The sequence below is a fragment of the Edaphosphingomonas haloaromaticamans genome, assembly GCF_001853345.1.
Lineage (GTDB): Bacteria > Pseudomonadota > Alphaproteobacteria > Sphingomonadales > Sphingomonadaceae > Sphingomonas_E > Sphingomonas_E fennica.
Genome location: NZ_MIPT01000001.1, coordinates 570489 through 597319, shown reverse-complemented (window position 1 = coordinate 597319; position 26831 = coordinate 570489). Strand labels below are relative to the sequence as shown.

Sequence of the window (26831 nt, the reverse complement as noted above, 5' to 3'; positions counted from 1 at the left end):
CATCGGGCCTGCTGATCGGCGGGATCGCCGCGGCGCCCGCCGGCGCCTGGCTCACCAAACGGATATCGCCGAAGCTCCTGATGCAGCTCGTCGGGATCGTCCTGATCGGGATCAGCCTGTGGGGCTTCATTTCCCTGATGTTCGATCCCGTTCCCGTATTTCAGCGCTTCTGATCCGCGCCTGCTGCGGCGCCCGATCCATTCTCTCTAGCTCGCCGGATCGTACATGAATTCGCGCAGTTCCTGCGGGCAACGGCAGGCGACCGCGATCCGCCTTGCCCATTCCACGGCATCCTCGCGCGTCGGCAACTCCAGCACCGTGAATCCACCCTTGAGACGGCTGCCCGGATAAATCTCCCTGGACACCGACCCGTCGCCGGAGACCAACAAGGGATCGACCTGCTCATCGATTCCGCCGCCAAACACATAGACCCCGGCCGCCTTCGCTTCCTCGATCACCGCATGAGCATCGGCCGCGACAATCGGGAACTCTTCGTCCGTGAGCACCATGGCCTCGCTCGGAAAGGAGATGAGGTACTTCGTCATGCCTTGACGATGCCCCGCAGGTCCAACGGCAGCAAGCCGCCAAAATCACCGCGAACGCGCCTCGTCGCACAACCGGCGTAGCTCCAGTGTCGCCACTGACCGTCGCAGCGGCGTTCGCCCGCCGCCTAAGCCCGGTTCCCCGCCATAGGATCGGGGACTTCTTTTTACACCTTGCCGGGTGCTGTGTTTGTTAAGCCGTTTTCGTCAGTCGTCCCAGCATGTTCGCCGGTTCGGAGGAAGTAGGCCAGTTCCTTCGATACCTTCACCATTAGCGGCTTGCGTCCGGTAATGTTCACCATCGCACGAATTGGCGCTTCACCGAGGATCGGCAACTTGCGCTTGAACATTTCGGCCCTAGACGCCTCATAGTTGGCCTGTTTCATATCGGCAATCTGCGTGTAGAAGCCTTCATTACGACCGGGTTCAACGATATGCGGTCCGCCCTTTTGATTCAACATTACCGATGTGTTCTGAATGGCGAAGCGATATTGCAGCACCTTCGGTCCGCGCCACAACCATCCGGTTCGCCAGCCGACGCTACTCACATGGAACGGCCGCACGCCTATGTTTAGGACTTCGATCCCGACCATGTAGACACCAGGCGTGCCATCGCCTGCGAACATAACCCGTATCCCGGCGGACCCGCGCGCCTGCATTGCCCGTTCGGACAGGACGACCCACAAGGATATCGCAACCGCCGCGAACGTCGCTATTGAGCCAACCGCTTGGGCGATAGCGCCGAAGGCGGTCCACCATGTCGCTGCATCCTGTGGGATCATGGAACGGAGATAAGACGAAACCGCCCTAGCCGTCGAATCTCTTGAAGGCGAAATCCCGCGTTTGACGCATCGTGGCACAACCTTCGCATACGACGAAGCGACCGTTTAGGCAGGGCAAGCCGCCCGCCTATGATGATCGCGATGTTGGCAGGTAAGCCAAAATGCGAAAAAATCCAATAAAATCAACATGAAGTGGCGGTGGAGCCGGTCACCTGCGAACCGCTCTCACCTGTTATCCCCCTGTTATCCCCTGTTATCGACAAATTTGGGAGGTCGCATGGCTCGGACGCGCTGCTATCTTGCGAGAATAAATGGAAAATTTACGTATGTCATCACGCTCAAAAATGGCTGTTAATTGCAGCAAAACACCCCCAGAAAAGTAGGCAAATGCATTAAAAGAAGGCGTATATATAGAAAAATCACCACAACCTTGCCGCATCCAAAGTTATCATGATTTGACGGTTTCAAATATTTGTAATATTAAATTCTGTATCTAAAATTTAGGGACCTTTATATCATCTAACTTTATTTATTGTTCCATCTTCGATTGAATGTTATTCATCATCTCGCGGAACCGGAGGACCCGCGTCACGCCTCCTCGTATCAACCTCAGGTTGAAGAGGGCATCGTGACGCATCCATCTATTCGTCAGATCGAGTTGGTCGAAACCGACCAGATCATTCCGTTTCACGCAAACGCGCGCACCCATTCCAAGAAACAGATCAATAAGATCGCGCGGTCGATGCAGCAGCGAGGAGTAACCAATCCGTTGCTCATTGATGAGGACAATGTCCTGCTGGCCGGTCACGGCCGGCTGGCGGCGGCCGTTCACCTGGGGCTCAGGAAACTGCCGTGCATCCGCATGTCGGGGATGAGCGAAGAAGACAAGCGCGGCTATCGCCTTGCGGACAACCAGCTCGCGCTCGAGGCCGGTTGGGACTTCGAGCTGCTTGCGGGCGAACTGCAATTCCTCGTTGATGCGGATTTCGATGTCGGCCTTACCGGCTTTGACGATGCCGAAGTCGATATCATCTTGACGGAGCAACAGGCGCGCTCGGTGGATCCCGCGTCGCCGGATGACGAGATATCGCCGGTCGCGCCTGGCGTCGAAGCAGTCACGCGGGATGGTGATCTATGGATTCTTGGGAGCCATCGCCTCCTATGCGGCAACGCTCGCAGCGGTGCGGCGCTGGACCGGCTCATGGAAGAAGAGCGCGCCGACATGGCCTTCACCGACGCACCTTATAATGTGCCGATCAACGGGCATGTCGGTGGTAACGGCAGGACGCGGCATCGCGAGTTCGCGGAAGCAAGCGGCGAGATGACGCCAGATGCCTATCGGGAGTTTCTGCGGGCGACCTTGGGCAATCTGGCCCGATCCTGCCGGGACGGCGCAATCGTCTATTCCTGCATCGATTGGCGGCATCTGCCCGACATACTGGCTGTCGGCGCAGAGCTGTTCACCGAGTTGAAGAACCTCTGCGTCTGGAACAAGACCAATGCCGGCATGGGGAGTTTCTATCGCTCGCAGCATGAGCTCGTTACCGTCTGGAAGGCAGGTCAGGCTGGCCACATCAACAACTTCGGGCTCGGCGAACGCGGACGTCATCGCTCCAACGTCTGGACCTACGCCGGCGTCAACACCTTTCGGCCAGGCCGCATCGAAGAGCTGGAGCTGCATCCTACCGTGAAGCCTGTCGCGATGGTTGCCGACGCAATCCGGGACGTCAGTCACCGTGGTCAGATCGTGCTGGATGTGTTCGGTGGTTCGGGAACCACACTCATCGCCGCGGAAAAGACCGGCCGATACGCCCGGTTGCTCGAAATCGATCCGCTCTACTGCGATGCGATCGTTGGACGATGGGAAAAGCAGAGCGGCAAGCCCGCAGTCCTGGCTGGCCAGGATCTTACTTTTGAAGAGGTGGCGCAAAGCCGCCGGATTGAACGCAAGGAGGCGGAGCAATGAGCGAAGAGGGGAACGAGGACGAGGTTGTGTTTCGGAAACCGCCTAAGCAGTATCGCTGGATGCCTGGCGTAAGCGGCAATCCACGCGGCCGTCCTCGCAAGCAGAGGCGTGCCCACATTCCAAGTCAGGTTTCAATGGACGCCTTGCGGATCATGCAGATCAAGGTGAACGTCAAAACTCCCGAAGGCGAAAAGGAGATGACGATCATGGAAGCGACGCTGTTCTCGCTCGCCATGTCCGCCATAAAAGGAAAAGCCGCGCATATGAAATTGTGGCTTCGTATAATGAGTGTGGCGCTACAAGATAATATATTTTACAATAAGCAACTGGGCATGATTGATGGTCTTCCAAAATTCCTCAGAGAGGAGGGTGCGCATGAGAACAATAATCACGCACTTATACTCGATATGCTCGCCAATCAATCAATGAGAAGCAGATAGGTTGATCAGGACTTCCGATCCAAGCTGGCGCGTATTGCGCGCGTTGCCGTTGGCGTTGAGCAGAGAGATGCCCAGGCTGGTCGCGATCTCGCGCAGGATCGGCTTGGCCTGGGGCTGGGCTTCCCCGTCCCGCTCGACGATGATGGTGCCGTTCTCATATTGCAGGATGCGGTAAGGCCCCTGCCAAGCTTCGGCGGTCACCACCATTTCGTCGAGGGCGTGCCGCGCCCTCGACGTCTGGCGGATCCGGAACACGAACTCGCCTGCGCCCTCTGACGCGAGCGCCGGAAACTCGTCCGCCCGGCAGTCGAGCACTTCCTCAACCGATACCTCGCCCTCATTGACGTTGATCCGCAGGATCAGGATGCGGTCGACATGATGGAAAGTGCTCTTGCGCACGCTGACATGGGTCGAGGTCGTGATGGTCTTGACCGAGATCCGCTCATTGTCAGCGCCCACCACGTCATAGCCATGCTGGTTGGTCGCCAGCGCCATCTGTCCCCGCGTGATCATGGCCGCGTAGAGTTCACCGATCCGGCCGGTGAGATGGCCCAGCTGCGCCGGCTCGACGCCCCAGGCGAGTTCCTTCTCGAACCATGCCAGTGCCTCGCCCAGCGACCGGATGATCTGAACCTGCGACAGCGTCATGTCACCTCCATGTCGAGGTGCGCCGTCATCGAGCTTGGCTCCTTCGTCGCACCTATGTCCTCTCGGGGCGACGGCCGAAGCCGGATGTTGAGAACCTGATCAGAGAACAGGCGCATGCGCCTTTACCGTTGCCGGCTGGACATACGCGCATGCCACCCGGCCGATATCTCGACCGAGTTTCTCTGATTGAGGTTCTCACGCCCCGCTCCCCGGCTTTCACGAGGAGCGGGTTCAGATTGCTTGGTTGCGCCAAAGGTTCAAGCGGAATGTCGACGAGACGATGCCTTGCCCGGCACAATCTACTGATCTTGCTCATTTATCTGGCGGTTCATGCACATTCCATTCGACTTCGTCAGCGAAGCAAGCCTTGGTGCTGCACGTGAATCGCGGCCGGCATGAACGGCCGCACGGCCCGGCCAGCGCGACTGGCGGGGCTCTGGGTGGTGGGACCGGCACTGGAGCCGGTCCGGAACCGGAGACCACCCATGACCAAGACTCCCAAGCTCAACGACCTGCAGCTGATCCTGCTGGCGACCGCCGCGCAGCGCGAGGACGGCAGTATCCTGCCGCCGCCCGACAGTCTCGGCGATCAGGCCGAGCGCATCCGCAAAGCCATTCCTGCCCTGCTGCGCCGCGAGCTTATCGCGGAGATACCGGTCACCGATCGGAGCCGCATCTGGCGCGAGGAGGATCAGCAGGCGATCGGCCTCGTCATCACAGAAGCCGGCCGGACAATCATCGCCGCCGAAGAATCCGAGGAGCAGGCGGCTGACATGCAGGTGCCGGATATCGCCACGACGACACGCGCACATGTCCGCTCCGTTCATGAGCTAGACGAAAGTATGTCGGCTTTAGCGATTCAAAATTCATAAGATGCCAGTCCGCTACCAGCCTTGCTCGCTGAATGGGCAAGGTGATCGAACGCGCGAATGTCGGCTCGTGTTGGAAACCGACATTTGGCGAACCGGGCGGGAATGACGGGTTTGTCCCAATGGCAGGCTCTCATTCTCCGGTGAACGGAGGGCGGCCTTCAGGATGCTTATATGGTCCGGCGAACGGCCGCTATGTTGGTGGTACGTGCCATTCGCTCGCATGTAACCGATGTCGCCAGTTTACCGCTCGTCGCCAAACGGTTAATCGTACGCTGGAGCGCGGCGCCCTCTTATTCACAGGAAAATCTTACCGCGCTCCAAGCGAAGATCAAAAGCGGTAGGCGCCGCCGACAAGAACCTGATGGCGGTCGAATTTGTTCGAGCCTTCACCAAGGTCGGCATATCGGTATTCGAGGCGTGCGGAAACATGATCGGTGATCATCCTTTCCGCGCCGCCGCCAACCATCCAGCCGTCCCGATTGTCGGACGACGATATCCGTGTCGAGTTCGTCGAGATCGTCGTGCGGACGCGGGTGTTGCTATAGCCGCCCCGAACATAGATCAGAGTCTTCGGGGTCACGAGATAGCCTGCGCGCGCGGTCAGATCGAACGCATATCGGGGATCGATCCGGAGCGCGCCTGCACTGCCCGCCACTCCAAAATCATCGGAAGCAGCGATATTGAATTCGGCCTGTGCACCCAAGACGATGCGCGGCGCCACTTCATAATCATAGGCCAGGAACGCCCCGCCGACGAAGGCATCCTTTGACTGGTCGACGCCGGGGAGCTCCTTACCGCCTGCCGGAAGGCGCACATCGGTCCTGTTCCACCCCGCCTGAACACCGACAGAGGGTCCGTTGAAATCCTGCGCGGATGCATGGCCCGACCAGCCAGCCAGGGCAGCGGCAATGATAAGACGGGTTTTCATTACAATCTCCAAAGTTATCGGATCACGGCAACAGCTGCGCGTGCCGGGCGGAGTGTCGGGCCTGCGGCCGCTTGCCGGGATTGTACGATCGCCAGGGATGCACCAGTGTTTCGCCATGCCGGATATGATCTTCGGCATAGCGGTCGTCTGCCGAACCGGCATGCAGGGCACGCCGACATACGCTTCAGTCCTGCGGGTTCCGCGCGAAACCCCGTAGTCACGCCAACCCGGAGACCCGCCGCCTGCATATGTTCGCACAGGTGATCCGGAACCTTGGCAGAATGGCCGGGCCGGACCCGACGCGCCACTTTGCTCTCAGTTCACTGAGGGACATCCTATGAAACCCAAGCGTCAGTCCACGGCCTGGAGCCAGGCGTCCGCTCTCCTGTGCCCGACGGTGGCCGCCATCGCCGCGGGCTGGGGCATCTTTGCCTCGTTCGGCGATGTGCCGCTGTCCCTGGTGCTGGGATGCGTCGCCTTCATCGCCCTGACGCCGCTGACGGCCGCCACGAGCGACAGGGACGCCGCGCGCAGGCGCCACGACAGGTGAACGCCCGGCGCATCGCGCTGGACAGCGTGATCATGATCGCGACGATCGCCATGCGGCTTTCACCCCTCGAACGCGATCTTCTGGCCGCCAGCCTGATGACGCTGCACCAGCGATTCTGGCCCCGCGACATGCCAGACAATGAGGATCGGCCGAACTCCTGACCACTGCCCGGGGCCGGGGGCGGCGCGCGGCTCCGATCCGGCGGCCCTTTCTCGCCTCGCCCCGTGCATCGCTATTCCAAGGCATAGCAACGCATAGCGATTGGCATATCGCGGCTAGCCTCCCGCACGGTAGCGGCGGCGTCCGCCGTTCGCGATCCTCGATCCCGCCTCCAGGCCCGGCAGAAGCGGCCCCGCGGGGGCACGGCACTCTCAAACGCCGCCCGAGGAGAAAATCGCATGGCACAGCATATCGTTATCATAGGAGCCGGATTTGCCGGCCTCATGGCCGCGCTTTCGGCAGCGCGCCTGCGCGATGAAAAGGGCGTGTTGCCCGGAGACCTGAAGATCACCGTTATTGCGCCCGAGCCGGCCCTGATCGTCCGGCCGCGCCTCTACGAGCCGGAGCCCGGGACGATGGTGGCGCCGCTGGACGAGCTGTTCGCGGCGACGGACATCGGCTTCCATGAAGGCTGGGTCGACACGCTCGATGTGGAACGCGGCATGGTGACGGTGACCGGGGCGGGCGGCATGCCCTCCAGGCTGTTCTACGATCGGCTGATCGTCGCCGCGGGAAGCCACGGTTTCCAACCGCCCATTCCGGGGCTTTCGGAATTCGGGCACAGCGTCACGGATCGCGCCGGCGCGGTAAAGCTCGACGAGCATCTGCACGGGCTGGCGGGAAAGCCCCCTTCGGCGGCGCGCAACACGGTCGTGGTCGGTGGCGGCGGCTTTACCGGCATAGAGGTGGCGACCGAAATGCCGGCCCGGCTGCGGGAAATCCTCGGGCCGGGCGAGGCGGCCCGCGTCGTCATCGTCGAGAGGGGGCCGGTCGTCGCCCCGGACATGGGGGCCGAACCGCGCCCCTATATCGAGGCGCGGCTGCGCGACCTGGGCATCGAAACGATGCTCGGCTCGGGGATCGCCCGGCTTGATGACGGCAGCGTCACGCTTGAAAATGGCGAACGGATCGAAACCGGGACCGNGATCTGGTCGGCGGGCATGCGCGCCTCGCCGCTGACCGCCCAGTTGCCGGCCGATCGCGACACTCTCGGGCGAATCCTCGTAGAGCCCGACCTGCGCGTGCCCGGCTGTCCGCGCATTTTCGCCACGGGCGATACCGCGAAGGCAGCGACCGACGACAAAGGCAATTTCTCGCTCATGTCGTGCCAGCACGCGCGGCGCCTCGGCTCGTTCGCCGGCCATAATGCCGCGGCCGACCTGCTCGGCGAACCCACGCTGCCCTATGCTCAGCCCGCCTATGTCGTGTGTCTCGATCTCGGCCCCGACGCGGCCATCTTCACGCGCGGCTGGTCCCCCCGCACCGTCGAGCTGACCGGTGCCGACGCCAAGAAGGTCAAGATGGATATCAACGCGGTGTGGATCTACCCGCCGGCGGCGGATCGGCAAGCCGCATTCCAGAATGCCCTCGAGGCGCGGACCGTCGACTTCTGAGACGTGCATGGCCGGTCGGGCGGAAGCGTCCGGCCGGTGCGCTGTCGCACCTTCAGGCTGGAGCCATTCATGCGGATTTGTGTCTTTTCCGGATCGAGCCATGGCTCGGCACCGGCCTATCGCGCCGCGGCGGCGGCAGTGGGCGGGCTGCTGGCGCGCAACGCCGTCGAGCTTGTCTATGGCGGAGCCGCGGTCGGACTAATGGGCGCCGTCGCCGACGCCGCGCTTGCCGAGGGCGGCCGGGTGACGGGCGTCATCCCGCAGGCGCTGGTGGACAGGGAAGTCGCGCATCCCGGCCTGACCGACCTGCGCATCGTGGGATCCATGCACGAGCGCAAGGCCCTGATGGCGTCCCTCTCGGACGGATTCATCGCCCTGCCCGGCGGCATCGGCACATTCGAGGAATTGTTCGAGATCTGGACATGGGCGCAACTCGGCAGCCACGCCAAGCCCTGCGGCCTGCTCAACATCCTCGGCTTTTACGACCGGCTGCTGGAATTCCTGGATCATGTCACTGCGCAGGGATTCCTGAAGAATGCGCATCGAGAGATGCTGCTCGTGCAGGCGGACCCGGCGTCCCTGCTGCGCGCCATGGCGCATTATCGCGCGCCCACGGAGACCAAATGGCTGAAGCCGGCTGAAACCTGACATGCAATCGCCCGTGCGCGATGAGGTGTGGCGACAAGTCAGCCTTTCGTGCGGCCGGCCATCGCCTGAGCCTGGCGCGGCGTCACGCCTGTAATCCGGCGAAAAGCGAAGCCGAAGGCGCTTTCCGAGTTGTAGCCGGCGCATGCAGCAACCGCCGCGATCGTTGCGCCCGGTTGCGCAAGCGCCTTCCGGGCGAGCGCGATCCGCAATCTCAGCAGATAATCCATCGGCGGATGGCCGACAGCCGTTCGGAACCGCGTCGCGAAGCGCGACCGCGAGAGATGCGCGATCCCCGCAAGATCCTCGATCCGCCAGCAACGTTCCGGATTTCGGTGCATGGCCCGCAGCGAAGCGCCGATACGTGGATCGGCGAGCGCGGCAAGCCAGCTCCCGGCCTGTCCCTCGGGAAGGCTCCGGATAAGTTCGATAAAGACCATCTGCATGATCTGGGCGGCCATCGCCGATGCGCCCGCCGCTTGCCACGCGAGTTCCTCCTCCAGCCGATCGGCGAGCCAGCGCAGCCGCCCGGCAACCGGCTCATCGGCGCGGATCACGACGACCGGCGGCAGGGCCTCGACGAGGAAATCGGCGGTGTCGGGCAGCTCCATGCGGCCGCCCAGGCAATGGAAGCCGCGACCGGGGCCTGCATCGAGCCAGGCGCAATCATTCGCCCGCGTGCCTGCGAAGACTTCCTCCGCGGGTCGCGGCACGCGATTGAGATCCGTTCCGATGACGAAGGGAAGGTCGGCGGCGACGAGAAAGCAACTACCTTCTTCAAGCGACCATTGCTCGTCGCCGACCTTCAGCTCGCAAGCGCCCTGCTTGATGACATTGCATTTGAGCGCATGCACCGGAGCGACGCGAACGGCCCAGTTCCCGCGCGCCCTCAATCCGGTCGACACGACGGCGCGCGCATCGACGAGCGACAGGATCTGCGACAAGGGATCCTCGCGCGATTCAGCATTATCTCGATAGGAATCGGGGCTTTCAGACATAGCAGCACCTGCGTCGGCTTTCCATTTCGCCTGTCAATCGGACAGGAGATTGTAAATGCCCTCTTTTCAACAGCCGCTCGGAACTGGCTTTGGACCTTTCACCACCACCGAAGAGGTCGCCGGTGGCCTGGACCTTTCGGGAAAGACCGCCGTCGTGACCGGCGGCGCCTCCAATCTCGGCCGGGAAACGGTCAGGCTCCTCTCCTCCAGAGGCGCGCGCGTGATCGTGCCGGCACGCGAACCGGATGCGGCGCGCGATGCGCTTTCCGGCCTCGATAATGTCGTGCCGTTGCCGATGGATCTGCTCGATCCCGTGTCGATCGCCGGGTTCGCCGCGCGTATCATGGACAGCGCGCCATCGCTCGATCTGCTGATTCTCAGCGCCGGCGTGATGGCAAGCCCGCTGTTTCGTGACGCGGAAGGCCATGAGGGTCAGTTCGCCACCAATCATCTCGGCCATTTCCGGTTGACGGCGGCGCTGTGGCCGGCACTGCTGCATGCCGCCGGCGCGCGGGTCGTCATTCTCTCTTCGCGTGCACATCAGCTCGGCGGGCTTGATCTGTCCGACCTCGATTTCAGGCGTCGCGCCTATGACAAATGGCTCGCATATGGTCAGGCGAAAACGGCCAATGCCCTCTTCGCCGTCGCGCTCGATGCGCGGGGTGCCGGGCATGACGTTCGTGCTTTCTCGGTCCATCCCGGCTCCATCCTCGGCCCACTCGCGCGGCACCTCACGCGCGAGGAGATCGCGCAGTTCGGAGCCGTGGATGCGGACGGTTCCGCCATTGTCGATCCCGACCGCGATCTCAAAAGTCCGCAGCAAGGCGCCGCGACGACGATATGGTGCGCAACGTCGCCCGCCCTGGACGGCATCGGCGGGGTCTATTGCGAGGATTGCGACATTGCGGCTGTCGTTCCGGACGGTCAGCTCGGTGGACCTGGCGTGCGTCCGTTCGCCATCGATCCCGCGATGGCGGAAGCGATCTGGACCGAGAGCGCCCGGCTGACCGGCTGCGATGTCCCATGAGCCGCCCGGTCGCCCAGCGCCCGCGCATCCTCGGAATCATCCCGCCATCCGGTCGGCATCGATGATCGCGCGGGCAAAGGCATCCGGCGCTTCCTGCGGGAGGTTATGGCCTATGCCGCCTTCGACAAGCCTGCTCATAGGCCGAGGTGAAGCGCGCCCGATAGTCACAGGCACGCGGATGAGGTGCGCCATTCGCATCCCCCTCCAGCGTCACGGCGGGAATCGTCACTGGAGGAAAGAATGCGAGCCGCTCTTCCATCGCGGCGTAGCGCGCCTCGCCCTCCGCCAGACCAAGCCGCCAGCGATAATTGTGGATTGCGATCGGGACATGATCGGGATTTTCGAGCGCGGCGGCCGAGCGCAGGAAGGTAGGCTCGTCGAAGGTCCAGCGGGGCGAGGCGGNTTTCCATATCAGCCGCGCGAAATCCTGCGTGTGCAATGCGTAGCCATGGCGCCCGCGCTCCGTCGCGAAATAATATTGATACCACCAGCTCCGCTCCGCTTCGGGCGCGAGCGGTGTTGCACCTGCGGCCTGGCTGCCGATGAGATAACCGCTCACCGAGACAAGCGCACGGATCCGCGCGGGATAGAGGACGGCGAGAATGCACGCCGTTCGCGCGCCCCAATCGCAGCCGCCGACGATGGGACGTTCAAGACCCAGCGCTTCGATGAGTTCGATCGCATCGCTTGCCAGCGCGGCCTGCTGGCCGTTGCGAGGAGAAGCCTCGACGAGGAAGCGGGTCGCGCCAAAGCCGCGCAGATAGGGGATGATCACGCGGAAGCCCGCAGCCGCGAGCAGCGACGCGGCATCGGCATAGGTGTGAATGTCGTAGGGCCAGCCATGAAGAAGCACGACGGGGCGGCCATCTGCTGGCCCTTCTTCGGCATAAGCAATGTCGAGCACGCTCGTGCGCACCCGCTTGAGCGGCCCGAAACGGGAGGATGGCGTCGGCATCAGCCTGCCCGCCGGCGCGCCGCGCGCTGGGGCTGCGGGCGTTGCGAGACAGGCCGCCCCGCTGAGCGCGGACAGGAGGAAGCCGCGCCGTTCCAACTGTGCCCCGTCCGGGCCGATCGACAGCCGCGCCCCAGATCCGTGTCCGGGCGGGCGCATCGCTGTCGGCGATGTCGGAGGGAAGATGTCGTGCCACGGGTCCTGCCGGTGGCCATCGCCAGCCATGCCCATCTCGCTCTCCTTCCGTTTCTGAGGCGGCGGTTGCGCCTTGCCGGGACGAACGGGCCTGTCCGTCCCGGAGCAGGGCGTCAGCTGCGAATGAAGGCCAGCATGTCCGCGTTGATCACGTCGGCGTGGGTTGCCGCCATGCCGTGCGGATAACCGTCATAGGCCTTGAGTACGCCGTTCGTGAGCAGCTTGGCCGACAACGGTGCGGAGTCAGCGAAAGGCACCACCTGGTCGTCGGTTCCGTGCATGACGAGCGTGGGCGCCTTTATCTTCTTGAGGTCCTCGGTGAAATCCGTCTCCGAGAACGCCTTGATGCAGTCGTAATGGGCCTTGGCGCTTCCGACCATGCCCTGTCGCCACCAGTTCTGGACAAGCCCCTGGCTGATCTGCGCGCCTTCGCGGTTGAAACCATAGAACGGCCCGGCGGCGATATCGAGATAGAACTGGGAGCGGTCCTCGGCGAGCGCCTTCCGGAAACCGTCGAACACCTCGATCGGCAGACCGCCCGGATTGCTCGCCTTCTTGACCATCACCGGCGGCACCGCGCCGACCAGAATGAGCTTCGCCAGTGCCCCCGGGGCTGCGCGCGCCGCATAATGAGCCGCCTCGCCGCCGCCGGTTGAATGGCCGATATGAACGGCACCCTTGAGGCCGAGCGCGGTAACCAGCGCCGCGATGTCCGCGGCATATGTATCCATGTCGTTCCCGCCATCGGTCTGGGTCGAGCGGCCATGGCCACGGCGGTCATGGGCAATGACGCGATAGCCCTGCGCGAGGAAGAACAGCAGCTGGTTATCCCACTCGTCAGCCGTGAGCGGCCAGCCATGATGGAAGACGAGCGGCTGCGCGTCGCGTGGACCCCAGTCCTTGTAGAAGATCTGGGCTCCGTCATTTGCGGAAATAAAGTTCATCGGATGAGCTCCTTGATTTGCGCTAGGGTGAGATGCGCCGAGGCTTGCAACCGGCCAGGACAGGCCGCTCGCGAACACAGCGGCGCTGCCGGCGACGCAGAATTCCCGGCGATCAATCTTGAAATCCTTGAGTGGCGGCATTTTGTGCTCCTCTGCACGGCACCAACTCCGTCAGACACGAATTTCGACGGAGCGGCACGTTTGGAGATACCGAAAACCCGTGATTTCACGATCCTACGGGGGGCTCGGCGGAGCTATACAAAGGTCGAGTACATCCCGACAAACAGGTCAGGAGGTGTTGGCGACCCGCTCGAAAAGCGGGGTGTCACCGCGCGTTCCCGGTCCCTCGCTGGCGGAACGGAGCAGTTCCCTAAAACCCAGGCACAGTCGCGGACCAGTGCCTCGGGAGCCAAGGTCTCCGGCATCAACGGCAAGGAGACATCGAAATGCGCAGCAAGATTCCGCTTCACCACGGAAATGGTGCACCGGTGGCGGATAATCTCAACATCCTCACTGCGGGTCGTCGCGGGCCGGCGTTGCTCCAGGACGTCTGGCTCATCGAAAAGCTCGCCCATTTCGATCGCGAGGTCATTCCCGAACGGCGGATGCACGCCAAGGGATCTGGCGCGCATGGCACATTCACCGTCACGCACGACATATCGCGTTACACGAAGGCGAGATTGTTTTCGCAGATCGGCAAGCAGACGCCGGTTTTCGTGAGGTTCTCGACGGTAGCCGGCGAACGCGGCGCCGCCGATGCCGAGCGTGACATTCGCGGCTTCGCGGTCAAGTTCTACAGTGAAGAAGGCAATTGGGACCTTGTCGGCAACAACACACCCGTTTTCTTCTTTCGTGACCCGTTGCGTTTTCCCGACCTCAACCACGCGGTGAAGCGCGATCCGCGAACTGGACTGAGAAGCGCGGAAAACAACTGGGACTTCTGGACGCTGCTCCCCGAGGCACTGCACCAGGTTACGATCCTGATGTCCGAACGCGGCATCCCGAGAAGCTATCGGCACATGCACGGGTTCGGCAGCCACACATATTCGATGATCAACGCCGCCGGCGAGCGCAATTGGGTCAAATTCCACTTTCGGTGCGAACAGGGCATCGCGAATCTGAGAGATGACGAGGCGGCGGTGCTGATCGGAAACGACCGGGAAAGCCACGGCCGCGACCTCCTGGAAGCGATCGACCGCGGTGACTTCCCCCGATGGACGCTTGCCATCCAGATGATGACCGAGGCCCAGGCCAGGACCCATCGGCACAATCCGTTCGACGTTACCAAAGTCTGGCCGAAGGGCGAATATCCGCTGATGCGCATCGGCACGCTCGAGCTGAATCGCAATCCCGAGAACTACTTCGCGGAGGTTGAGCAGGCAGCCTTTTCGCCGGCGAACCTTGTTCCGGGGATCGGCGTGTCACCCGATCGCATGCTGCAGGCGCGTCTCTTCTCCTATGGTGACGCGCAGCGCTATCGGCTCGGGGTCAATCACCTGCATATCCCGGTCAACGCGCCGCAATGTCCCTTCACCAGCTATCACCGGGACGGCGCGATGCGTACCGACGGCAATCTCGGCGCAACGCCGAGCTTCTATCCGAACAGTCACGGCGTGTGGGAGGACCAGTCCTCGCTGAACGAGCCGGGCCTACCCATCGATGGTGAAGCGGCTCACTGGGATCATCGTGACGAAGACGATCATTGGGAACAGCCGGGTATCTTGTTCCGTAACATGAGCGATCCAGAACGCGCCGCGCTGTTCGCCAACACGGCTCGGCAGATCAGCGGCGCTTCGCGAGCGGTACAGGAGCGCCATATCGCCAACTGCCATCGCGCGGACCCCGCTTACGGCGCTGGCGTGGCGAAGGCGCTCGGGCCCGGGCACACCATGCAATGGAAAGTCTAAAAAGAAAATCCAGGATGTCGCCGCGCGGGCCTTCACCTTCGCGGCGAATCCCGTCTGCCTATGGTCATCCCATCGCCTTTAAGATCGGGAATTCATCGTCTCATTCGCTGCCGCCCATGCCTGGGTCGCCAGGGGCCTTTCCGATCGGCAGCGAGAAAGTGAAAGTCGCCCCGTTCGGTTCGTCGTTTTCGGCCCATAATTGCCCACCATGCGCTTCGACGATGGACCGGCAAATGGCGAGACCTATTCCCATGCCGTGCTGCTTGGTCGTGTAAAACGGTTCGAACATCCTGTCGGGCAGTTCGATGCCCGGACCGCTGTCGCTGATCGCCGTCCTGACGACGTCGTCACCGCGATGTACGCGCAGCCGGAGCACTTTGTGGGTCGCCACAGTGTCCATCGCTTCCATGCCGTTGCGCATGAGGTTGATGAGGACCTGTTGGACCTGAACGCGATCGAACGAGAGAGGCGGGATGTCGCTCGCAATGTCGATGTCCACGCGGACATCCCGTCGCGCCGCTTCGTCTGCCAGGAGTTCGCGCGTCTCGGCGATAACGCAATCCAGGGACTGGATTGTTCGCGTCTCCGTCGACTGGCTGAACAGGGCGCGGATGCGGCTCACGATGTCGGCCGCCGCGTTCGCATTGCGGATGATGCGCTCGGCGGTGACCTTCGCGCGCTCGATGTTCGCCGGCTCCGCCGAAAGCCAGCGATGGCAGGCATGGGAATTCGCCACAATCGCCGCCAGCGGCTGGTTCACCTCATGCGCGATGGAGGCGGAAAGCTCCGCGAGGCTCGCTGCCTGACTGGCGCGCGCAAGGCGCTCCTGCGCGAGCTGCAATTCCCGCTGGGCCCTGACCTCGGCGTCGATATCGAGGCAGATGACATTCCACTGAACGATTGCGTCGCTCGCATCGCGCATCGGCGCGGCGCGCGTTTCCACCCAGCGATATTCGCCATTGGACCGTTTCAGGCGGTGCCTTCGCGCATAAGGCTCGCCGGTCGCCAGCGAATGCCCGTAATTGGCCTTGACGCCCGCCAGATCGTCGGGGTGTACGCTGGTCTCGAGCGTGCCCGTCAGACGGGACTTTGCCGATGAGTCCAGATACTCGAAGTCATAACCGAGATACTCGCTCATCTGCTGGCTGCGATAGACGGGTTCCCCGTCTGGCGTCGCACAGTCAATCATCGCCGGCAGCGTTTCGACCAGGTGATGGAGCATGCGCTCTCGTTCACGCAGGGTCTCCTGGGCGCGCATCTCGTCTTCAATGTCGATGGACGCGACATACCATTGCACGATCGCGCCATCGGGCGCGCGCAACGGTTGCGCACGCGCTTCTATCCAGCGGTAGCCCCCATCCTTCTCGCGCCGGCGAAACCGGTTCACGAAAGGGCTGCCGGTCGCAAATCCCTCCGACGCTCTGCGCAGCATAGCCAGAGAGTCGTCCGGGTGCGCGACGTCGACAGCGAGGGCGTCGAAATCCTCAATATGCAATGGTGGCGGACCGACCTCATCCACATATCGCTTGCTGGCGTAGGTCATGACGCCGGAAGGCGAGAAGCTCAGGATGTTGACGGGCACGGCGTCTATCATCTGCTCGAGCTGCTGCTTGCTCGATCGCAGCGCCTCTTCGGCCTGCAACTGGTCTTCTATGTCGTGACACAGGCCGTACCAGTTGACGATCCGGCCATCGGCGTCCCGCATCGGCTCGGCGCTTGCCGCCATCCAGCGATACACGCCATCTGCGCGGCGCATGCGCCATTTCATGGAGAGGATATCGCCGCTGGCCAGCGATCGCTCGAAGGCGTCGGTCACGGCGGTAGCATCGTCCGGGTGAATGATCGCCTCGATAAAAGCGGCGAGCCGGCGTCTGCCCGGCCGGTTCACATCCGCCACACCCAGTCCCAGAAAGTCGACCAGCCGCTTGTTGAAGAACTCTGGCACGCCATGCGGCGTGACCCGCCATAAATAGCTGGGGATCATATCGACAAGCTGGGACAGCTCGCGCTTCTGGTCATGCAGGGCCTCTTCAGCGCGCTTGCGTTCGGTCAGGTCGAGAATATAGGCGACGCCCTGACTGGATTGCCCATCGAAGCAGGCGGCCCCGATCAGGACCGGTACCCGGCTGCCATCCTTGCGGAAGAACGCTTTTTCGCGGGGCTCCATCTTCCCCGTGGCGGCCAGCTCCTCGGCTTCCTCCCGGCCATGGACTTCCTGCCATTCCGGCGGCGTCATGTCGAACCATCGCAGTCCGGCCTTCATATCTTTCCGGTCATATTGGACCATCCGCAGGAACGCGTCATTGGCGTCGATCAGGGTTCCATCCAGATCCCAGATGACGATGCCGATGATATCCGAATCCACGAGCCGGCGAATTCTGGCTTCGCGTTCCGCGATGTCGCGGCACAGCCGTACCTGGTCGTCGATGTCGATCGTCGTCCCGAACCATTCGGTGATGGTGCCGTCTTCGTCCTGGCATGGCTGGCCCGAGTTCCGGAACCAGCGATAGCTGCCGTCCGCGCGCCGCAGGCGATGTTCCGTGTCATAATGCTCGCCGGTCCGAAGGCAATGCCGCCATCTGGCCGCGACACGCTCATAGTCGTCCGGGTGAATGACCTGCTGCCATCCGAATTCGTCGTCGGCGTCGGATGCGTTGAGATCCTCGCCAGCGACGCCGAGGTAGCTCAATGTGTTGGGCGTGACATAGGTGAACTGCCCGGCGGCATTGGCCGACCAGCCGAAGCCCGGCATGGTTTCGAGAATGCGCAGTCTTCGCTCGACCTCGCGAAGCGTTTCCGTGGTCATCGCATCAACTCTCCCCGGATAAGATCCGTCTCGCGAAGACGCCTCATCTCCACATTTGACGCCAGCCCCTGTCCGCTCGCCGCACAGTGACAGGCGCGCAGGTCGTCATGTGAACGATCGCGATGGCCGACCCGCCCGGCAAGACGGAATTCCTCGTCGAACCCTGTGCATCAGGTCACCGAGCATAGGACGGCCTCGTCCTGATCGCACCTGTGCCAAGGTATAGCGTCGCCGGATCAGCGATCGGCCGGAACAGCGGCTGCCTGCCACCCGCCACCCAGCGCCTTGTACAAGGCGGCCAGTTGGCGCAGCTCAGCCGATTGCGCCTCGATAAGCGCCCGATCCGCACCATGTTGCGCGAGCCGCGCGTGGAGGAGCGCGATCAGATCCTCTTCACCAGCCCGGTAACGGCGTTCGGCAAGCCCGGTGGCTTCGGCCGCCAACGTACTAGCCGTATCGCGCTCCGTTCGGACCTCTCCCATGGCGGCAAAGCGATTGATCGCGGCTTCGCTGTCCGCGAGCGCGGCGAGGACCGCGCGGTCATAGCGTGCCAGCGCCGCATCGGCCCGCGCATCGGCCGCCCTTATCCCGGCCCGGATACGACCGCCGGAGAAGAGCGGCCAGCGCAGCGCCGGACCGAACTGAAAGCGCAGGCTGTCGCCCGAGAAAAGATCACCCGCTTCACGCGCCTGCAGGCCGATCCCTCCGAGCAGCGAGAATCGGGGGAAGAGTTGGGCAGTGGCAATTCCGACGTCCGCCGTTGCCGCAGCAAGTTCGCGCTCCGCACGGCGAATATCCGGTCTGCGACGGAGCAGGTCGGAGCGAAGACCCGTTCGCACCTCCCGACGGGCCGAGGGCAGGGAACGCGGTGTCCGCAGGCGATCATAATATGCGTCGGGCGGCTCGCCTATCAGCAGCGCGATCCGGAAGGCGGCGGCATCGGCTTCCGCGCGGAATTGCGAAATGCTCGCCGCCGTGGCGTGCGCGAGCGCTTCGGCGCGGGTCAGGTCCGCGCGCGAGGCAAGCCCCGCTTGCAACCGGTCCGCAACGAGACTCGCGATCCGCGCCTGCGCCGCGGCGGTGGCGCCCGCGTTCGCGGCCAGCGCCTGCGCCGCGCGCAGGTCGATATAGGTGCGCACCACTTCGGCGAGAACCTGGAGCACCGCGCCGCGCCGCGCTTCCTCCGCGGCCTGGGCGCGTGCCTCCGCGCTCTCCACCGCACGTCGCGCGCCGCCCCAGAGGTCGATTTCCCATGACGCGTCGAAGCCTGCATCGAAAATCGACAGGTCCCGCCCCAAACCTGGCACCTTGCCGACGGGAAGCAGGCCATTTTCGCTGAGCCGGTTCTGTGTCGCGGCGCCCACCGCGTCCGCCTGCGGCAATGTCCGGCCCCGAACGGCATCGCGCAACGCCCGCGCTTCCCGGACCCGCGCCTCGGCTTCGTCGAGATCCTTGTTGCCCGCGACCGCGCGATCGACAAGCTCGCTGAGCATAGGATCGTTGAAGGCTCGCCACCAAGCGAGGTCGACGGCTCCCGGGTCGACCGCGCCGATCCAGGTCTCGCCGACCTCGATCACGGGGGGGCTGTAGTCTGGGCCGACGGTGCAGCCGGCGAGCACGAGCGCGCCCGGAAGCGCGAGCAGGTGCCAAAGGGAGCCACGGGGCATCATGATGGCGATCCGGCGGCCGATCGACGCGCCGTCCGGCGCGCCAGCGCGATCTTCACCGCGACCACGACGGGCACCGCGACGACGAACATCAGCGCGACCGCGATGAAGGCGGTGTTGAAGGCCATGACGACCGCCTGTCCGCCAAGGGAACGCGCCAGCAAGCCATGGGCGGCAGCTGCGGCAGGTCCCGGGTCCAGGCCGCGCCCCGCCAGATAGGCGGAATAGTCAGCCATGCGACCGGTCAGCCCGTGCGCCCCCGGGGTGAGCGCCGTTCCGAGGATGGTTCGGCTCGCCACCGCCTGATGGTCGATCAATGTCTGGAGCCAGGCGACCCCGACCAAACCACCGAGCTGGCGCCCGATATTGAAAAGACCGATGCCGAAAGCGAGGTGTGACGGCGCGAGGCGGCTGAACGCGATCAGCGTTATCGACAGGAACAGGCAACCCAGGCCGAAGCCGCGCAGCAGAAGCGCGGTCATCATGTCCCCCGCTCCGCTCTCAAGCGTGGACCCGGAGAGCATCCACATGGCGATCATCATCGAAAGGATGCCCAACGGAACGGGGGCGATGGGCGGAACGCCCCCGAACCGGACGAGAAGCGCGACGACAAAGAGCGTCGCAGCGAAGACCAGGCCGCTCGGCAAAAGCAGCGCGCCAGCATCGGTCGGCGTCATGCCAAGCACCGAGAGCGCGAATGTCGGAATGAGAAATGCGCTGCCGAACAGCGCAGCGCCGGCAACGAAACTCACGAAAAACGCAAAGGCGAAATCGTCGTTGCGAAACAGCGCGAGATCCAGGAGCGGCGCACGCGCCCGACGCTGGCGATCCACTACGAAGAGGAAGGCGATCGCGGCAAGCCCAAGCACCTTCGCGACGCGCGCTTCATCGAGCCAGTTCCAGCGGCTCCCTTGCGAAAGAAGCCATGCCGCGCCGAACAACGCGAGCGCCAGTGCGGCCAGGCCCGGTCCGTCGAGGGCGCGTCGATCGAGCGACGGCGGCCGGACGGGGTCGGCCATCAGCATAAAACCGCTTGCAGCCAGTGCGAGCGGCAGGATGAGGAAGAAGACCCACGTCCAGTCATGGCTGTCGATCAGCCATCCCTGCAACATTGGCGCGAGCGTCGCAGGCGCCACGACCGCGCCCATCGCGAAGACCGCCTGCAACACCGGTTGCCGCTCCGGTGGATAGCGCCAGAAGAGAATGGCTTGCCCCGCGACGAGCAGGATTGCGCCCGCCAGGCCGTGGACGAGCCGCAGGGCGACAAGCACGCCAAGTTGCACAGACAAGGCCGCAAGCATGGCGGCTAGTCCCATCGACGCGGTCGCGCCGAGCAGTGCGCGGCCGGGCTCGATGCGCGTAAGAAGCCATGGCGCAACGGCAAATCCCGTCAGCTTCATCGCGATATAGCAGACATCCAGCCAGGCGAATTCATCCGGGGTTGAATGGATATGGCCCATGATGTCGCTGCGTCCGATGGCAAGCAATGTGCCGGCGATCGCTTCGGTCAGGCATGCGACGACGATACCGGCGACGAGCCAGCCCCCGCCTGACGGTCGGCGCGCGGCGGCTTGGGCGACGGCACTCACGAGGCGCCGCCACGCCGGATTTCCACGCGCGCGGAAAGGCCCGGCACGAGCCGCCCGGGAAGGGGGTTGCGGACGAGGCGAATCTTGACCGGGACACGCTGGACGACACGGACGAAATTACCGGTCGCATTGTCGGACGGTATCACGCTGAAGGCGGAACCACTGCCCGGAGCGAAGCTATCGACCACCCCTTCGATCGTCCGGTCCGAATAGCCATCAACCCGTATCAGCGCGCGCTGGCCCCGGCGGATATCCGCCAACTGCGTTTCCTTGAAGTTGGCGATCACATAAACGGAGGTGACCGGCACGATGTCGAGAAGCGGCGTTCCGGGGGCGACGAGCCGTCCCACGCGGATCTGCCGGTTGCCGATCACCCCGTCGATCGGTGCGCGCACTTCGGTACTCTCGAGGTCGATCCGGGCGAGGTCACGAAGCGCTTCGGCCTGCGCAAGCGCGGCGGTGGCAATGTCTCGCTGGGCGGCGAGCACGCTGAGCTTCTGGCGCTGCGCATCGGCGCTCGCTTTCGACGCGGCGGCTCCGGCTGCGGCGCGCTTCTCCCCGGCGTCCGCTTCGTCGAACTGGGTCCGGCTGACCGCGCCGCCCTCGACGAGGCTACTGCGCCGCGCGCGCGCCTTGCGTGCAAGTGCAAGGTCCGCAAGCGCCGATCGTTGCTGCGCATCGGCCTGACGGATCAGTGCATGCTGGAGCGCGGTTTCCTCCGTGACGTTGGCCAGCCGCGCCCGTGCCGCTTCGACATTCGCTTCAGCCTGCGCGAGCCTGGCGCGATAATCGCGATCATCGATGCGAAAGAGAAGATCGCCTGCCTTCACCGCCTGATTGTCAACGACGGCAACAGCGGTGACATAACCGGCGACCCTCGGCGCGAGAGACGTGATATCGCCGCGCACATAGGCATTGTCGGTCGATGCCGCCTCACCCGCGCGGGACCATGCCCACCAGGCTGCGGAGACCAGAACTGCCGCGAGCACGAGCAGGAGTCCGGCCGTCTTGCGCCGGTCAAAGCCTGATCTGGTCGATGTCGCCTCGGCGCGCAATGTCCTGCCCTCTGTCGATCGGGTGAGAGCGGGTTCATGCCGGGAGGCATCGCAGGCGACTATTGAGTCAAAGCATCTCCCGGCCCAGACTTTCGTTTGGATCACCCTCGACCAAAGGTGAGCAGACCCGGGAAGCGCGCTGGGGACAGGGCCATGACAACGCGCTTCCGCGCCGGCGGGCTGGGCTGGCTTGATGGACCTGATCCAAATCGAAGAACCGGGCCGGTTCTCCTCCGGTCAGCGTGTGTTCGATGTGCCGTCGGCAAGTGACCGGCCCGGGCTTGCCGCGATCCGGGCCGTTGCTGCGAATCGTCCGGCCCGGGGGAGAACGACGCGGAACTCCGCACCGCCTCCGGGACGGTTCGATGCCGACAGCTCGCCGCCATGTGCCGCGACGATCGACCGGCATATGGCCAGGCCGATACCCATGCCATGGGCCTTGGTCGTGAAGAAACCCTCGAAAATACGCTCGATATGATCGGGGGCTATGCCCGGACCGCGATCACGCAGCTTGAAGAGGAGATCGCCCTTTTCGTCGGTTCCAGTGGAGATGGTGATCTCTCGCTGCGCTTCATCACACGCCTCGACGGCCTGGATCGCGTTGATGAGCATGTTCACGATCACCTGCTGGAGCTGTATCCGGTCACCGATCACCGCAGGCAATCCGCGGGCGTAGGCGCTCGTCACACGGACGGCGCGCATTTCGACCTCGTGGTGCACAAAGAGCAGGCTTTCCTGAATGATCTCGTTGAATGCGAGCTCGACCGGGGCAGGCGCCTGCTTGACGGCCATGCCGCGCACACGCTGCACAATCTCGTCCGCGCGCCGCGCGCTGGCGACGATCCTCGCGGTGAGCTGCTCGACCTTTCCGATGTCCGGCTTGTCACGCCCTAACCAACGCAGGCTCGTTTCGGCGTTCGTGACGATGGCGGCGAGCGGCTGGTTGACCTCGTGGGCAATCGAGCTGGCTAGTTCCCCGAGCATCGAAACGCGGGCGGCGTGGCTGAAATCAGCCTGAAGCTGACGCAACTGCGTCTCCATGCGCAATTGTTCCGTTACATCCTCAAGGCTGAAGATGGTGGTGTCCAGTTCGAGGAGCGGTTCCGGATATGTGACCGAAAAGCGAACATCGAGCACCCGATTGTCGAGAGTCCGAAGCTTCATGAGCTCGCTGTAGTTCTTCCGCCCGGTAAACCGGCCGATCATCACACGACGCAGCGCCGCGGGATTGGCAGCGAACAGATAGCTCACGGGTCGGATCAGGTCCTGCACGCCTGCACCGCCAACCAGCTCGATCGCGCGGCGATTGACATCGGTAACGTTCACAGTGGTGGCCGCAAGCTCGACCAGTTCGGGATGCTCCTCCAAATATCGTTCGAAATCGACGACGCCATCCGCTCTCAATCGCGCGTAGATCTTGCCCATATGGCTGGCGTCGACCTGCCAGAGGGCGACCGGCATATAGTCGATCAGCTTGCGGTAGCGGGCCTCGCTTGCCCGCAGGAACAGATAGGAGCGATCGTCATCGGCGGCACCGTTCACCGCGATGAACAGACGCTCGGGATGCGCGCGCACCGCCCGCCAGACGGTGACGAGGGGATCGCGCAATATGCCGTCCGAGGCGAGCTGGCGGCGGCAGACCTTCCCCTCCCGGTCGCGCAAAGCCTCAAGTACCAGCTCGGCCAGTATGCCGCGGCTGCCCACCGGCCAGAATGCCGCCACCGACTGGCCGGCCAGCAGAGCGGGTCCGCGATTGCCGCCGACCAGGCGCGCGGTCCGCTCGTTGACCTCGACAATCAGTGCTCGCTCGACAAGGCGGCTGTAAAGATCCCGTAATTCTTCTTCGGGAGCAGAATCGGCCCGCGCGGCAATCTGCGCGATGATCTCGGCGGCGGGTGAGACGTCAATCTCCCAGCTCGCAGCCGTTATGCGATCGGGAACCGGCCCTGCGTCATAGCGCGCTTCCCCGTTATTCCGTATCGGACACGCGAACTCGATAACGTCACAGCGCTCGCCCGTGCCGTCATAACGCAGGTGGCGCCGTACCTCGGCGCGGACGGTTCCGCCGTCGCGTGTGTATCGGCTGATGCGCCCATGCCAGGATCCCTCCTGCAGCAGATGCGTCCAGGCGCGCTGCTCGTCGGCACGGGAGGGAGAGAGTTCCGCGATATGCCTCCCTCGCACGGCAAGCGCTGGCCAGCCGAAAATGTGTTCCGCAGCCGGGTTCCAGCTGCGCACCCTGCCGGACTCATCGAGAATAACGATACTTTCCGATGCAAACTCCGCGATGCCGGCTTCATCATGATCGCGCGGCTCACGAAGGGGGGATGTCATCGCCCACCGCCCCGGCCATCGTCGATGGCCGCCGCAATCGCGCCCAGGAGCCTCTCGTCGGAGACGGGCTTGGTGAACCAGGCCCTGGCTCCGAGCGAGAGCGCATGAGCGCGGGCCTGCTCATCCAGGACCGATGAAAGAACGATCACCGGTAGCCCGGTGCCCTCGTCATGAAGGCGCTCGATGAGCTCCATACCAGTCATGCCCGGCATGCGGATATCCGTGATCAGGCAGTCAAAATGCCCTTCGGTGCGCGCGGCGAGGAAGGAAACCGCACCCGCGAATGTATGGCAGGCGAGCCCGGAAACCATCAGCAGGTCTCCAAGAGCTTCACGGACAGCCTCGTCATCGTCCACGATGGCGACGGTCGGCAGTTCAGGCAAGGGGCGACATCCTCTTTAACACAGACTCCGGAGCCGGTGTCCTCTATGTCGCGCAGCTTGCAAGGCATTGTTACCATACTAAAGACTAGGCCGCGACGGTTTCGCGTATTTCGGTCGGCAGCTTTTCCCAGGCGCGTATCAGTTCGCCGACCGATGAAGCCTGCATCTTGCGCATCACATTGCTGCGATGCAGCTTCACGGTGATCTCGGTGATGCCGAGATCGAAGGCGATCTGCTTGTTCAGCCGGCCCAGTGCGACTTCACGCATCACCTGGCATTCGCGCGGCGTCAACGTCTCGAAATGCTCGACATGGCGTTGCACGGCTCGCGCATTTGCCCGCCCCGCAATGTCGCGCTCGATGCCGGCCGTCACGGCGTCCAGCAGCGTCTGATCGCGGACCGGCTTGGTGAGAAAGTCCACCGCGCCTGCCTTCATCGCCTGGACGGACATGGGAATATCGCCATGACCGGTCAGGAATATGATCGGCTTGAAAATGCCCGCGGCGGCAAAATGTTGCTGGAGATCGAGACCGCTCGCGCCCGGCATGCGGACGTCCAGCACGATGCATCCCGGCCGCTCCAGAAGCGGAGAATCCATCAGGTCGCGCGTGGAGGCGCAGCATGCCGCCTCGATCCCGACCGAAAGCATCAGTTCGCGGATGGCCGCCCGAACCCCTTCGTCGTCGTCGACGATGTACACGAGCGGCGACTCGTCATCGGCTGTGTCGCTGATCATCTTGTCCCGTCCTTCCCCTGCGCCGGCCTTCCCGGTCGCCGTCGGGCGATCCGCCGGTCAAACCAAGTTCTGGTGTCCATGCCGAACGCGGGCGGCGCCTTTCGCTGAAGACGTCCGGCAATATCCGCGAGGCTTTCGCTCGCGAGGGCTTCGCGCATCGCATTCTCCGCCTTGAGCATGACGGCGTGTATCGAGCAGACGCCGCGTGTCGCCCATGCGGGCGCGCCATCGTCGAACAGGGCGCAGCGACCGCGGATTTCCTGGCATTCGAACAGCGGCTTTCGCCCCTCGATGGCGTCGACCAATTCGAGCACGGAGATCGTCTCCGGCGCCCGCGCGAGTCGGTAGCCCCCGCGCACGCCTTCGGCGGCCTCGACGATCCCCGCCTTCTCCAGCCTGGGAAAGATCTTCGCGACAAAGGAAGGCGAAATGCCCTGGAACGCGGCGAGGTCCCGCGCGCTGCGCGGCTGCTCGCCGGCGTCGAGCAATCCCAGCAGGCAATGCAGCCCATATTCCACGCTTGCGGTTAGATGCGCCATAACAGAGACTATATTAGTCCGCGTTTGGCGAGGCAAGGGATTCCTCCCTTGCCTCGCTAGTGGCGGTCGGCGCTTTTCTCCCCTGCGCACCTCCTGAAACGCAGCCGTCTAACGACGCTCAGGCCGCCTTCCGCCGGGGCGGAAGGAAGTTGCCGTCGATCCCGCCGGGCCATGGCGTCACCGTTTCACCGGCCACCATCCAGATCCCGGACTCGCTGCGCAGGCGGAGCTCGTACATTGCAGGCGGTGCATCGGCACTCATGCGGCGATATAGGATCGCGGTGGCATGATCGCCCTGTTGTTCAACATGAAGGACGCGATGCTCAGTCGAGAGCGGTGCCTCGCCAGCGTCCCGGCGAGAGCGGAACTCGGCTATGGAATCGTTGCGGCGAATTCGCGTCACCTCTCCGTCGCTGCCAAGCACCAGGAAGATCTGGTCCGGCGTATAGAGCTTCTCCATGCCTTCGATGTCATAGAGTCTGATTCAAAACTATCGGGCCTGATTTCATGCTCTTGCGATGCGGCGAGTAAGGAGCTGGATCGAGGCGATGAACAGCCACGCGGTTGCCGATGCGACGGTCTGCTCGAAGTCCTTGGCGGGGCGGCGGTTTCGGTTGAGCCACGCGAGGGTTCGTTCGACGACCCAGCGGCGCGGCAGCGCTTCGAAGCCGGTGGCGCGGTCGGACCGCCTGATGATCGCGATCGTCCATTGG

Annotated in this window: 26 protein-coding genes; 9 read left to right on the top strand and 17 right to left on the bottom strand. The window is 63.6% G+C overall.

The features are described 5' to 3' along the window. Window positions 1-206: 206 nt before the first annotated feature. Together BHE75_RS02815 and BHE75_RS02810 are read right to left on the bottom strand one after the other, a co-directional pair. A complete protein-coding gene (locus BHE75_RS02815) occupies window positions 207-545 on the bottom strand; it encodes a YciI family protein (RefSeq protein ID WP_070932242.1) in 339 nt (112 codons plus the stop codon). A gap of 164 nt (window positions 546-709) precedes the next feature. Continuing rightward, window positions 710-1168 (bottom strand): hypothetical protein, encoded by a 459-nt coding sequence (locus BHE75_RS02810; RefSeq protein ID WP_139181616.1) that lies wholly within the window; start codon window positions 1166-1168, stop codon window positions 710-712. A gap of 784 nt (window positions 1169-1952) precedes the next feature. On the opposite strand from BHE75_RS02810, the gene BHE75_RS02805 reads away from it, so the two are divergent. Beyond that, on the top strand, window positions 1953-3290 hold the full coding sequence (locus tag BHE75_RS02805) for a site-specific DNA-methyltransferase (RefSeq protein ID WP_254684344.1): 1338 nt from the start codon (window positions 1953-1955) through the stop codon (window positions 3288-3290). Next, window positions 3287-3730, top strand: coding sequence for a DUF5681 domain-containing protein (locus BHE75_RS23875; RefSeq protein WP_139181615.1), 444 nt, complete (start codon window positions 3287-3289; stop codon window positions 3728-3730). The genes BHE75_RS02805 and BHE75_RS23875 overlap by 4 nt, the downstream gene beginning before the upstream one ends. On the opposite strand, the gene BHE75_RS02800 is transcribed toward BHE75_RS23875, so the two are convergent. Further along, window positions 3713-4378 (bottom strand): DUF6998 domain-containing protein, encoded by a 666-nt coding sequence (locus BHE75_RS02800; RefSeq protein ID WP_070932238.1) that lies wholly within the window; start codon window positions 4376-4378, stop codon window positions 3713-3715. The genes BHE75_RS23875 and BHE75_RS02800 overlap by 18 nt on opposite strands. Before the next feature lie 485 nt (window positions 4379-4863). On the opposite strand from BHE75_RS02800, the gene BHE75_RS02795 reads away from it, so the two are divergent. Beyond that, window positions 4864-5250 carry a hypothetical protein gene (locus BHE75_RS02795; RefSeq protein WP_070932236.1) on the top strand — a complete coding sequence of 129 codons (387 nt, stop codon included), beginning with the start codon at window positions 4864-4866 and terminating at the stop codon, window positions 5248-5250. Window positions 5251-5578: 328 nt separating this feature from the next. On the opposite strand, the gene BHE75_RS02790 is transcribed toward BHE75_RS02795, so the two are convergent. Then, on the bottom strand, window positions 5579-6178 hold the full coding sequence (locus tag BHE75_RS02790; RefSeq protein WP_070932234.1) for an outer membrane protein: 600 nt from the start codon (window positions 6176-6178) through the stop codon (window positions 5579-5581). Window positions 6179-6515: 337 nt separating this feature from the next. On the opposite strand from BHE75_RS02790, the gene BHE75_RS02785 reads away from it, so the two are divergent. From BHE75_RS02785 to BHE75_RS02775, 4 genes are all read left to right on the top strand, one after another. Further along, window positions 6516-6728 carry a hypothetical protein gene (locus tag BHE75_RS02785; RefSeq protein WP_070932233.1) on the top strand — a complete coding sequence of 71 codons (213 nt, stop codon included), beginning with the start codon at window positions 6516-6518 and terminating at the stop codon, window positions 6726-6728. Next, window positions 6725-6889 carry a hypothetical protein gene (locus tag BHE75_RS24350; RefSeq protein ID WP_191225127.1) on the top strand — a complete coding sequence of 55 codons (165 nt, stop codon included), beginning with the start codon at window positions 6725-6727 and terminating at the stop codon, window positions 6887-6889. The genes BHE75_RS02785 and BHE75_RS24350 overlap by 4 nt, the downstream gene beginning before the upstream one ends. A 237-nt stretch (window positions 6890-7126) precedes the next feature. Next, window positions 7127-8341 carry an NAD(P)/FAD-dependent oxidoreductase gene (locus BHE75_RS02780; protein ID WP_070932231.1) on the top strand — a complete coding sequence of 405 codons (1215 nt, stop codon included), beginning with the start codon at window positions 7127-7129 and terminating at the stop codon, window positions 8339-8341. Between the two features lie 69 nt (window positions 8342-8410). Continuing rightward, a complete protein-coding gene (locus BHE75_RS02775; RefSeq protein ID WP_070932229.1) occupies window positions 8411-8989 on the top strand; it encodes a TIGR00730 family Rossman fold protein in 579 nt (192 codons plus the stop codon). 38 nt (window positions 8990-9027) lie between these two features. On the opposite strand, the gene BHE75_RS02770 is transcribed toward BHE75_RS02775, so the two are convergent. Continuing rightward, window positions 9028-9930, bottom strand: coding sequence for an AraC family transcriptional regulator (locus tag BHE75_RS02770; protein ID WP_191225126.1), 903 nt, complete (start codon window positions 9928-9930; stop codon window positions 9028-9030). Between the two features lie 109 nt (window positions 9931-10039). Between BHE75_RS02770 and BHE75_RS02765 the strand changes: the two genes are divergently transcribed. Beyond that, entirely contained in the window at window positions 10040-11011 is a 972-nt protein-coding gene (locus BHE75_RS02765) for an SDR family NAD(P)-dependent oxidoreductase (protein WP_070932224.1), read from the top strand. Between the two features lie 103 nt (window positions 11012-11114). Here the strand turns inward: BHE75_RS02765 and BHE75_RS02760 are convergent, their stop codons facing one another. Together BHE75_RS02760 and BHE75_RS02755 are read right to left on the bottom strand one after the other, a co-directional pair. Further along, entirely contained in the window at window positions 11115-11966 is an 852-nt protein-coding gene (locus BHE75_RS02760; RefSeq protein ID WP_368073053.1) for an alpha/beta fold hydrolase, read from the bottom strand. A 305-nt stretch (window positions 11967-12271) separates the two neighbouring features. Beyond that, window positions 12272-13102 carry an alpha/beta fold hydrolase gene (locus tag BHE75_RS02755; protein ID WP_070932222.1) on the bottom strand — a complete coding sequence of 277 codons (831 nt, stop codon included), beginning with the start codon at window positions 13100-13102 and terminating at the stop codon, window positions 12272-12274. 446 nt (window positions 13103-13548) lie between these two features. On the opposite strand from BHE75_RS02755, the gene BHE75_RS02750 reads away from it, so the two are divergent. Then, window positions 13549-15009, top strand: coding sequence for a catalase (locus BHE75_RS02750; RefSeq protein WP_070932220.1), 1461 nt, complete (start codon window positions 13549-13551; stop codon window positions 15007-15009). Between the two features lie 100 nt (window positions 15010-15109). On the opposite strand, the gene BHE75_RS02745 is transcribed toward BHE75_RS02750, so the two are convergent. The 10 genes from BHE75_RS02745 to BHE75_RS02700 form a co-directional block, all read right to left on the bottom strand. Continuing rightward, entirely contained in the window at window positions 15110-17815 is a 2706-nt protein-coding gene (locus BHE75_RS02745; RefSeq protein ID WP_070932219.1) for a PAS domain-containing protein, read from the bottom strand. Window positions 17816-18051: 236 nt separating this feature from the next. Then, window positions 18052-19485 (bottom strand): efflux transporter outer membrane subunit, encoded by a 1434-nt coding sequence (locus BHE75_RS02740; RefSeq protein WP_084652872.1) that lies wholly within the window; start codon window positions 19483-19485, stop codon window positions 18052-18054. Continuing rightward, window positions 19482-21071, bottom strand: a complete 1590-nt coding sequence (locus BHE75_RS02735) for an MFS transporter (protein WP_070932217.1) — start codon at window positions 21069-21071, stop codon at window positions 19482-19484. Before BHE75_RS02735 ends, BHE75_RS02740 begins: the two co-directional genes overlap by 4 nt. Further along, the gene (locus tag BHE75_RS02730; RefSeq protein ID WP_070932215.1) at window positions 21068-22126 is read right to left on the bottom strand and encodes an HlyD family secretion protein; all 1059 of its coding nucleotides are present in this window, start codon (window positions 22124-22126) and stop codon (window positions 21068-21070) included. The genes BHE75_RS02735 and BHE75_RS02730 overlap by 4 nt, the downstream gene beginning before the upstream one ends. A 237-nt stretch (window positions 22127-22363) precedes the next feature. Continuing rightward, on the bottom strand, window positions 22364-24460 hold the full coding sequence (locus tag BHE75_RS02725) for an ATP-binding protein (protein WP_084652871.1): 2097 nt from the start codon (window positions 24458-24460) through the stop codon (window positions 22364-22366). Continuing rightward, window positions 24457-24843, bottom strand: a complete 387-nt coding sequence (locus BHE75_RS02720; protein WP_070932213.1) for a response regulator transcription factor — start codon at window positions 24841-24843, stop codon at window positions 24457-24459. The genes BHE75_RS02725 and BHE75_RS02720 overlap by 4 nt, the downstream gene beginning before the upstream one ends. 85 nt (window positions 24844-24928) lie before the next feature. Further along, window positions 24929-25579 carry a response regulator transcription factor gene (locus BHE75_RS02715; protein ID WP_070932211.1) on the bottom strand — a complete coding sequence of 217 codons (651 nt, stop codon included), beginning with the start codon at window positions 25577-25579 and terminating at the stop codon, window positions 24929-24931. After that, entirely contained in the window at window positions 25576-26097 is a 522-nt protein-coding gene (locus BHE75_RS02710; RefSeq protein WP_254684343.1) for an RrF2 family transcriptional regulator, read from the bottom strand. Before BHE75_RS02710 ends, BHE75_RS02715 begins: the two co-directional genes overlap by 4 nt. Before the next feature lie 139 nt (window positions 26098-26236). Further along, window positions 26237-26578, bottom strand: coding sequence for a hypothetical protein (locus BHE75_RS02705; RefSeq protein ID WP_139181614.1), 342 nt, complete (start codon window positions 26576-26578; stop codon window positions 26237-26239). A 45-nt stretch (window positions 26579-26623) separates the two neighbouring features. Continuing rightward, on the bottom strand, window positions 26624-26831 hold a 208-nt coding region (locus BHE75_RS02700), incomplete at its 5' end, for a transposase (protein ID WP_139181814.1).

Bases quoted from the DNA above. Each gene is read 5' to 3' on its own strand.
- BHE75_RS02815 (WP_070932242.1), bottom strand. From the start codon at position 545: ATGACGAAGTACCTCATCTCCTTTCCGAGCGAGGCCATGGTGCTCACG.
- BHE75_RS02810 (WP_139181616.1), bottom strand. From the start codon at position 1,168: ATGTTCGCAGGCGATGGCACGCCTGGTGTCTACATGGTCGGGATCGAA.
- BHE75_RS23875 (WP_139181615.1), top strand. From the start codon at position 3,287: ATGAGCGAAGAGGGGAACGAGGACGAGGTTGTGTTTCGGAAACCGCCT.
- BHE75_RS02800 (WP_070932238.1), bottom strand. From the start codon at position 4,378: ATGACGCTGTCGCAGGTTCAGATCATCCGGTCGCTGGGCGAGGCACTG.
- BHE75_RS02795 (WP_070932236.1), top strand. From the start codon at position 4,864: ATGACCAAGACTCCCAAGCTCAACGACCTGCAGCTGATCCTGCTGGCG.
- BHE75_RS02790 (WP_070932234.1), bottom strand. From the start codon at position 6,178: ATGAAAACCCGTCTTATCATTGCCGCTGCCCTGGCTGGCTGGTCGGGC.
- BHE75_RS02785 (WP_070932233.1), top strand. From the start codon at position 6,516: ATGAAACCCAAGCGTCAGTCCACGGCCTGGAGCCAGGCGTCCGCTCTC.
- BHE75_RS02775 (WP_070932229.1), top strand. From the start codon at position 8,411: ATGCGGATTTGTGTCTTTTCCGGATCGAGCCATGGCTCGGCACCGGCC.
- BHE75_RS02765 (WP_070932224.1), top strand. From the start codon at position 10,040: ATGCCCTCTTTTCAACAGCCGCTCGGAACTGGCTTTGGACCTTTCACC.
- BHE75_RS02755 (WP_070932222.1), bottom strand. From the start codon at position 13,102: ATGAACTTTATTTCCGCAAATGACGGAGCCCAGATCTTCTACAAGGAC.
- BHE75_RS02750 (WP_070932220.1), top strand. From the start codon at position 13,549: ATGCGCAGCAAGATTCCGCTTCACCACGGAAATGGTGCACCGGTGGCG.
- BHE75_RS02745 (WP_070932219.1), bottom strand. From the start codon at position 17,815: ATGACCACGGAAACGCTTCGCGAGGTCGAGCGAAGACTGCGCATTCTC.
- BHE75_RS02740 (WP_084652872.1), bottom strand. From the start codon at position 19,485: ATGATGCCCCGTGGCTCCCTTTGGCACCTGCTCGCGCTTCCGGGCGCG.
- BHE75_RS02725 (WP_084652871.1), bottom strand. From the start codon at position 24,460: ATGACATCCCCCCTTCGTGAGCCGCGCGATCATGATGAAGCCGGCATC.
- BHE75_RS02715 (WP_070932211.1), bottom strand. From the start codon at position 25,579: ATGATCAGCGACACAGCCGATGACGAGTCGCCGCTCGTGTACATCGTC.
- BHE75_RS02705 (WP_139181614.1), bottom strand. From the start codon at position 26,578: ATGGAGAAGCTCTATACGCCGGACCAGATCTTCCTGGTGCTTGGCAGC.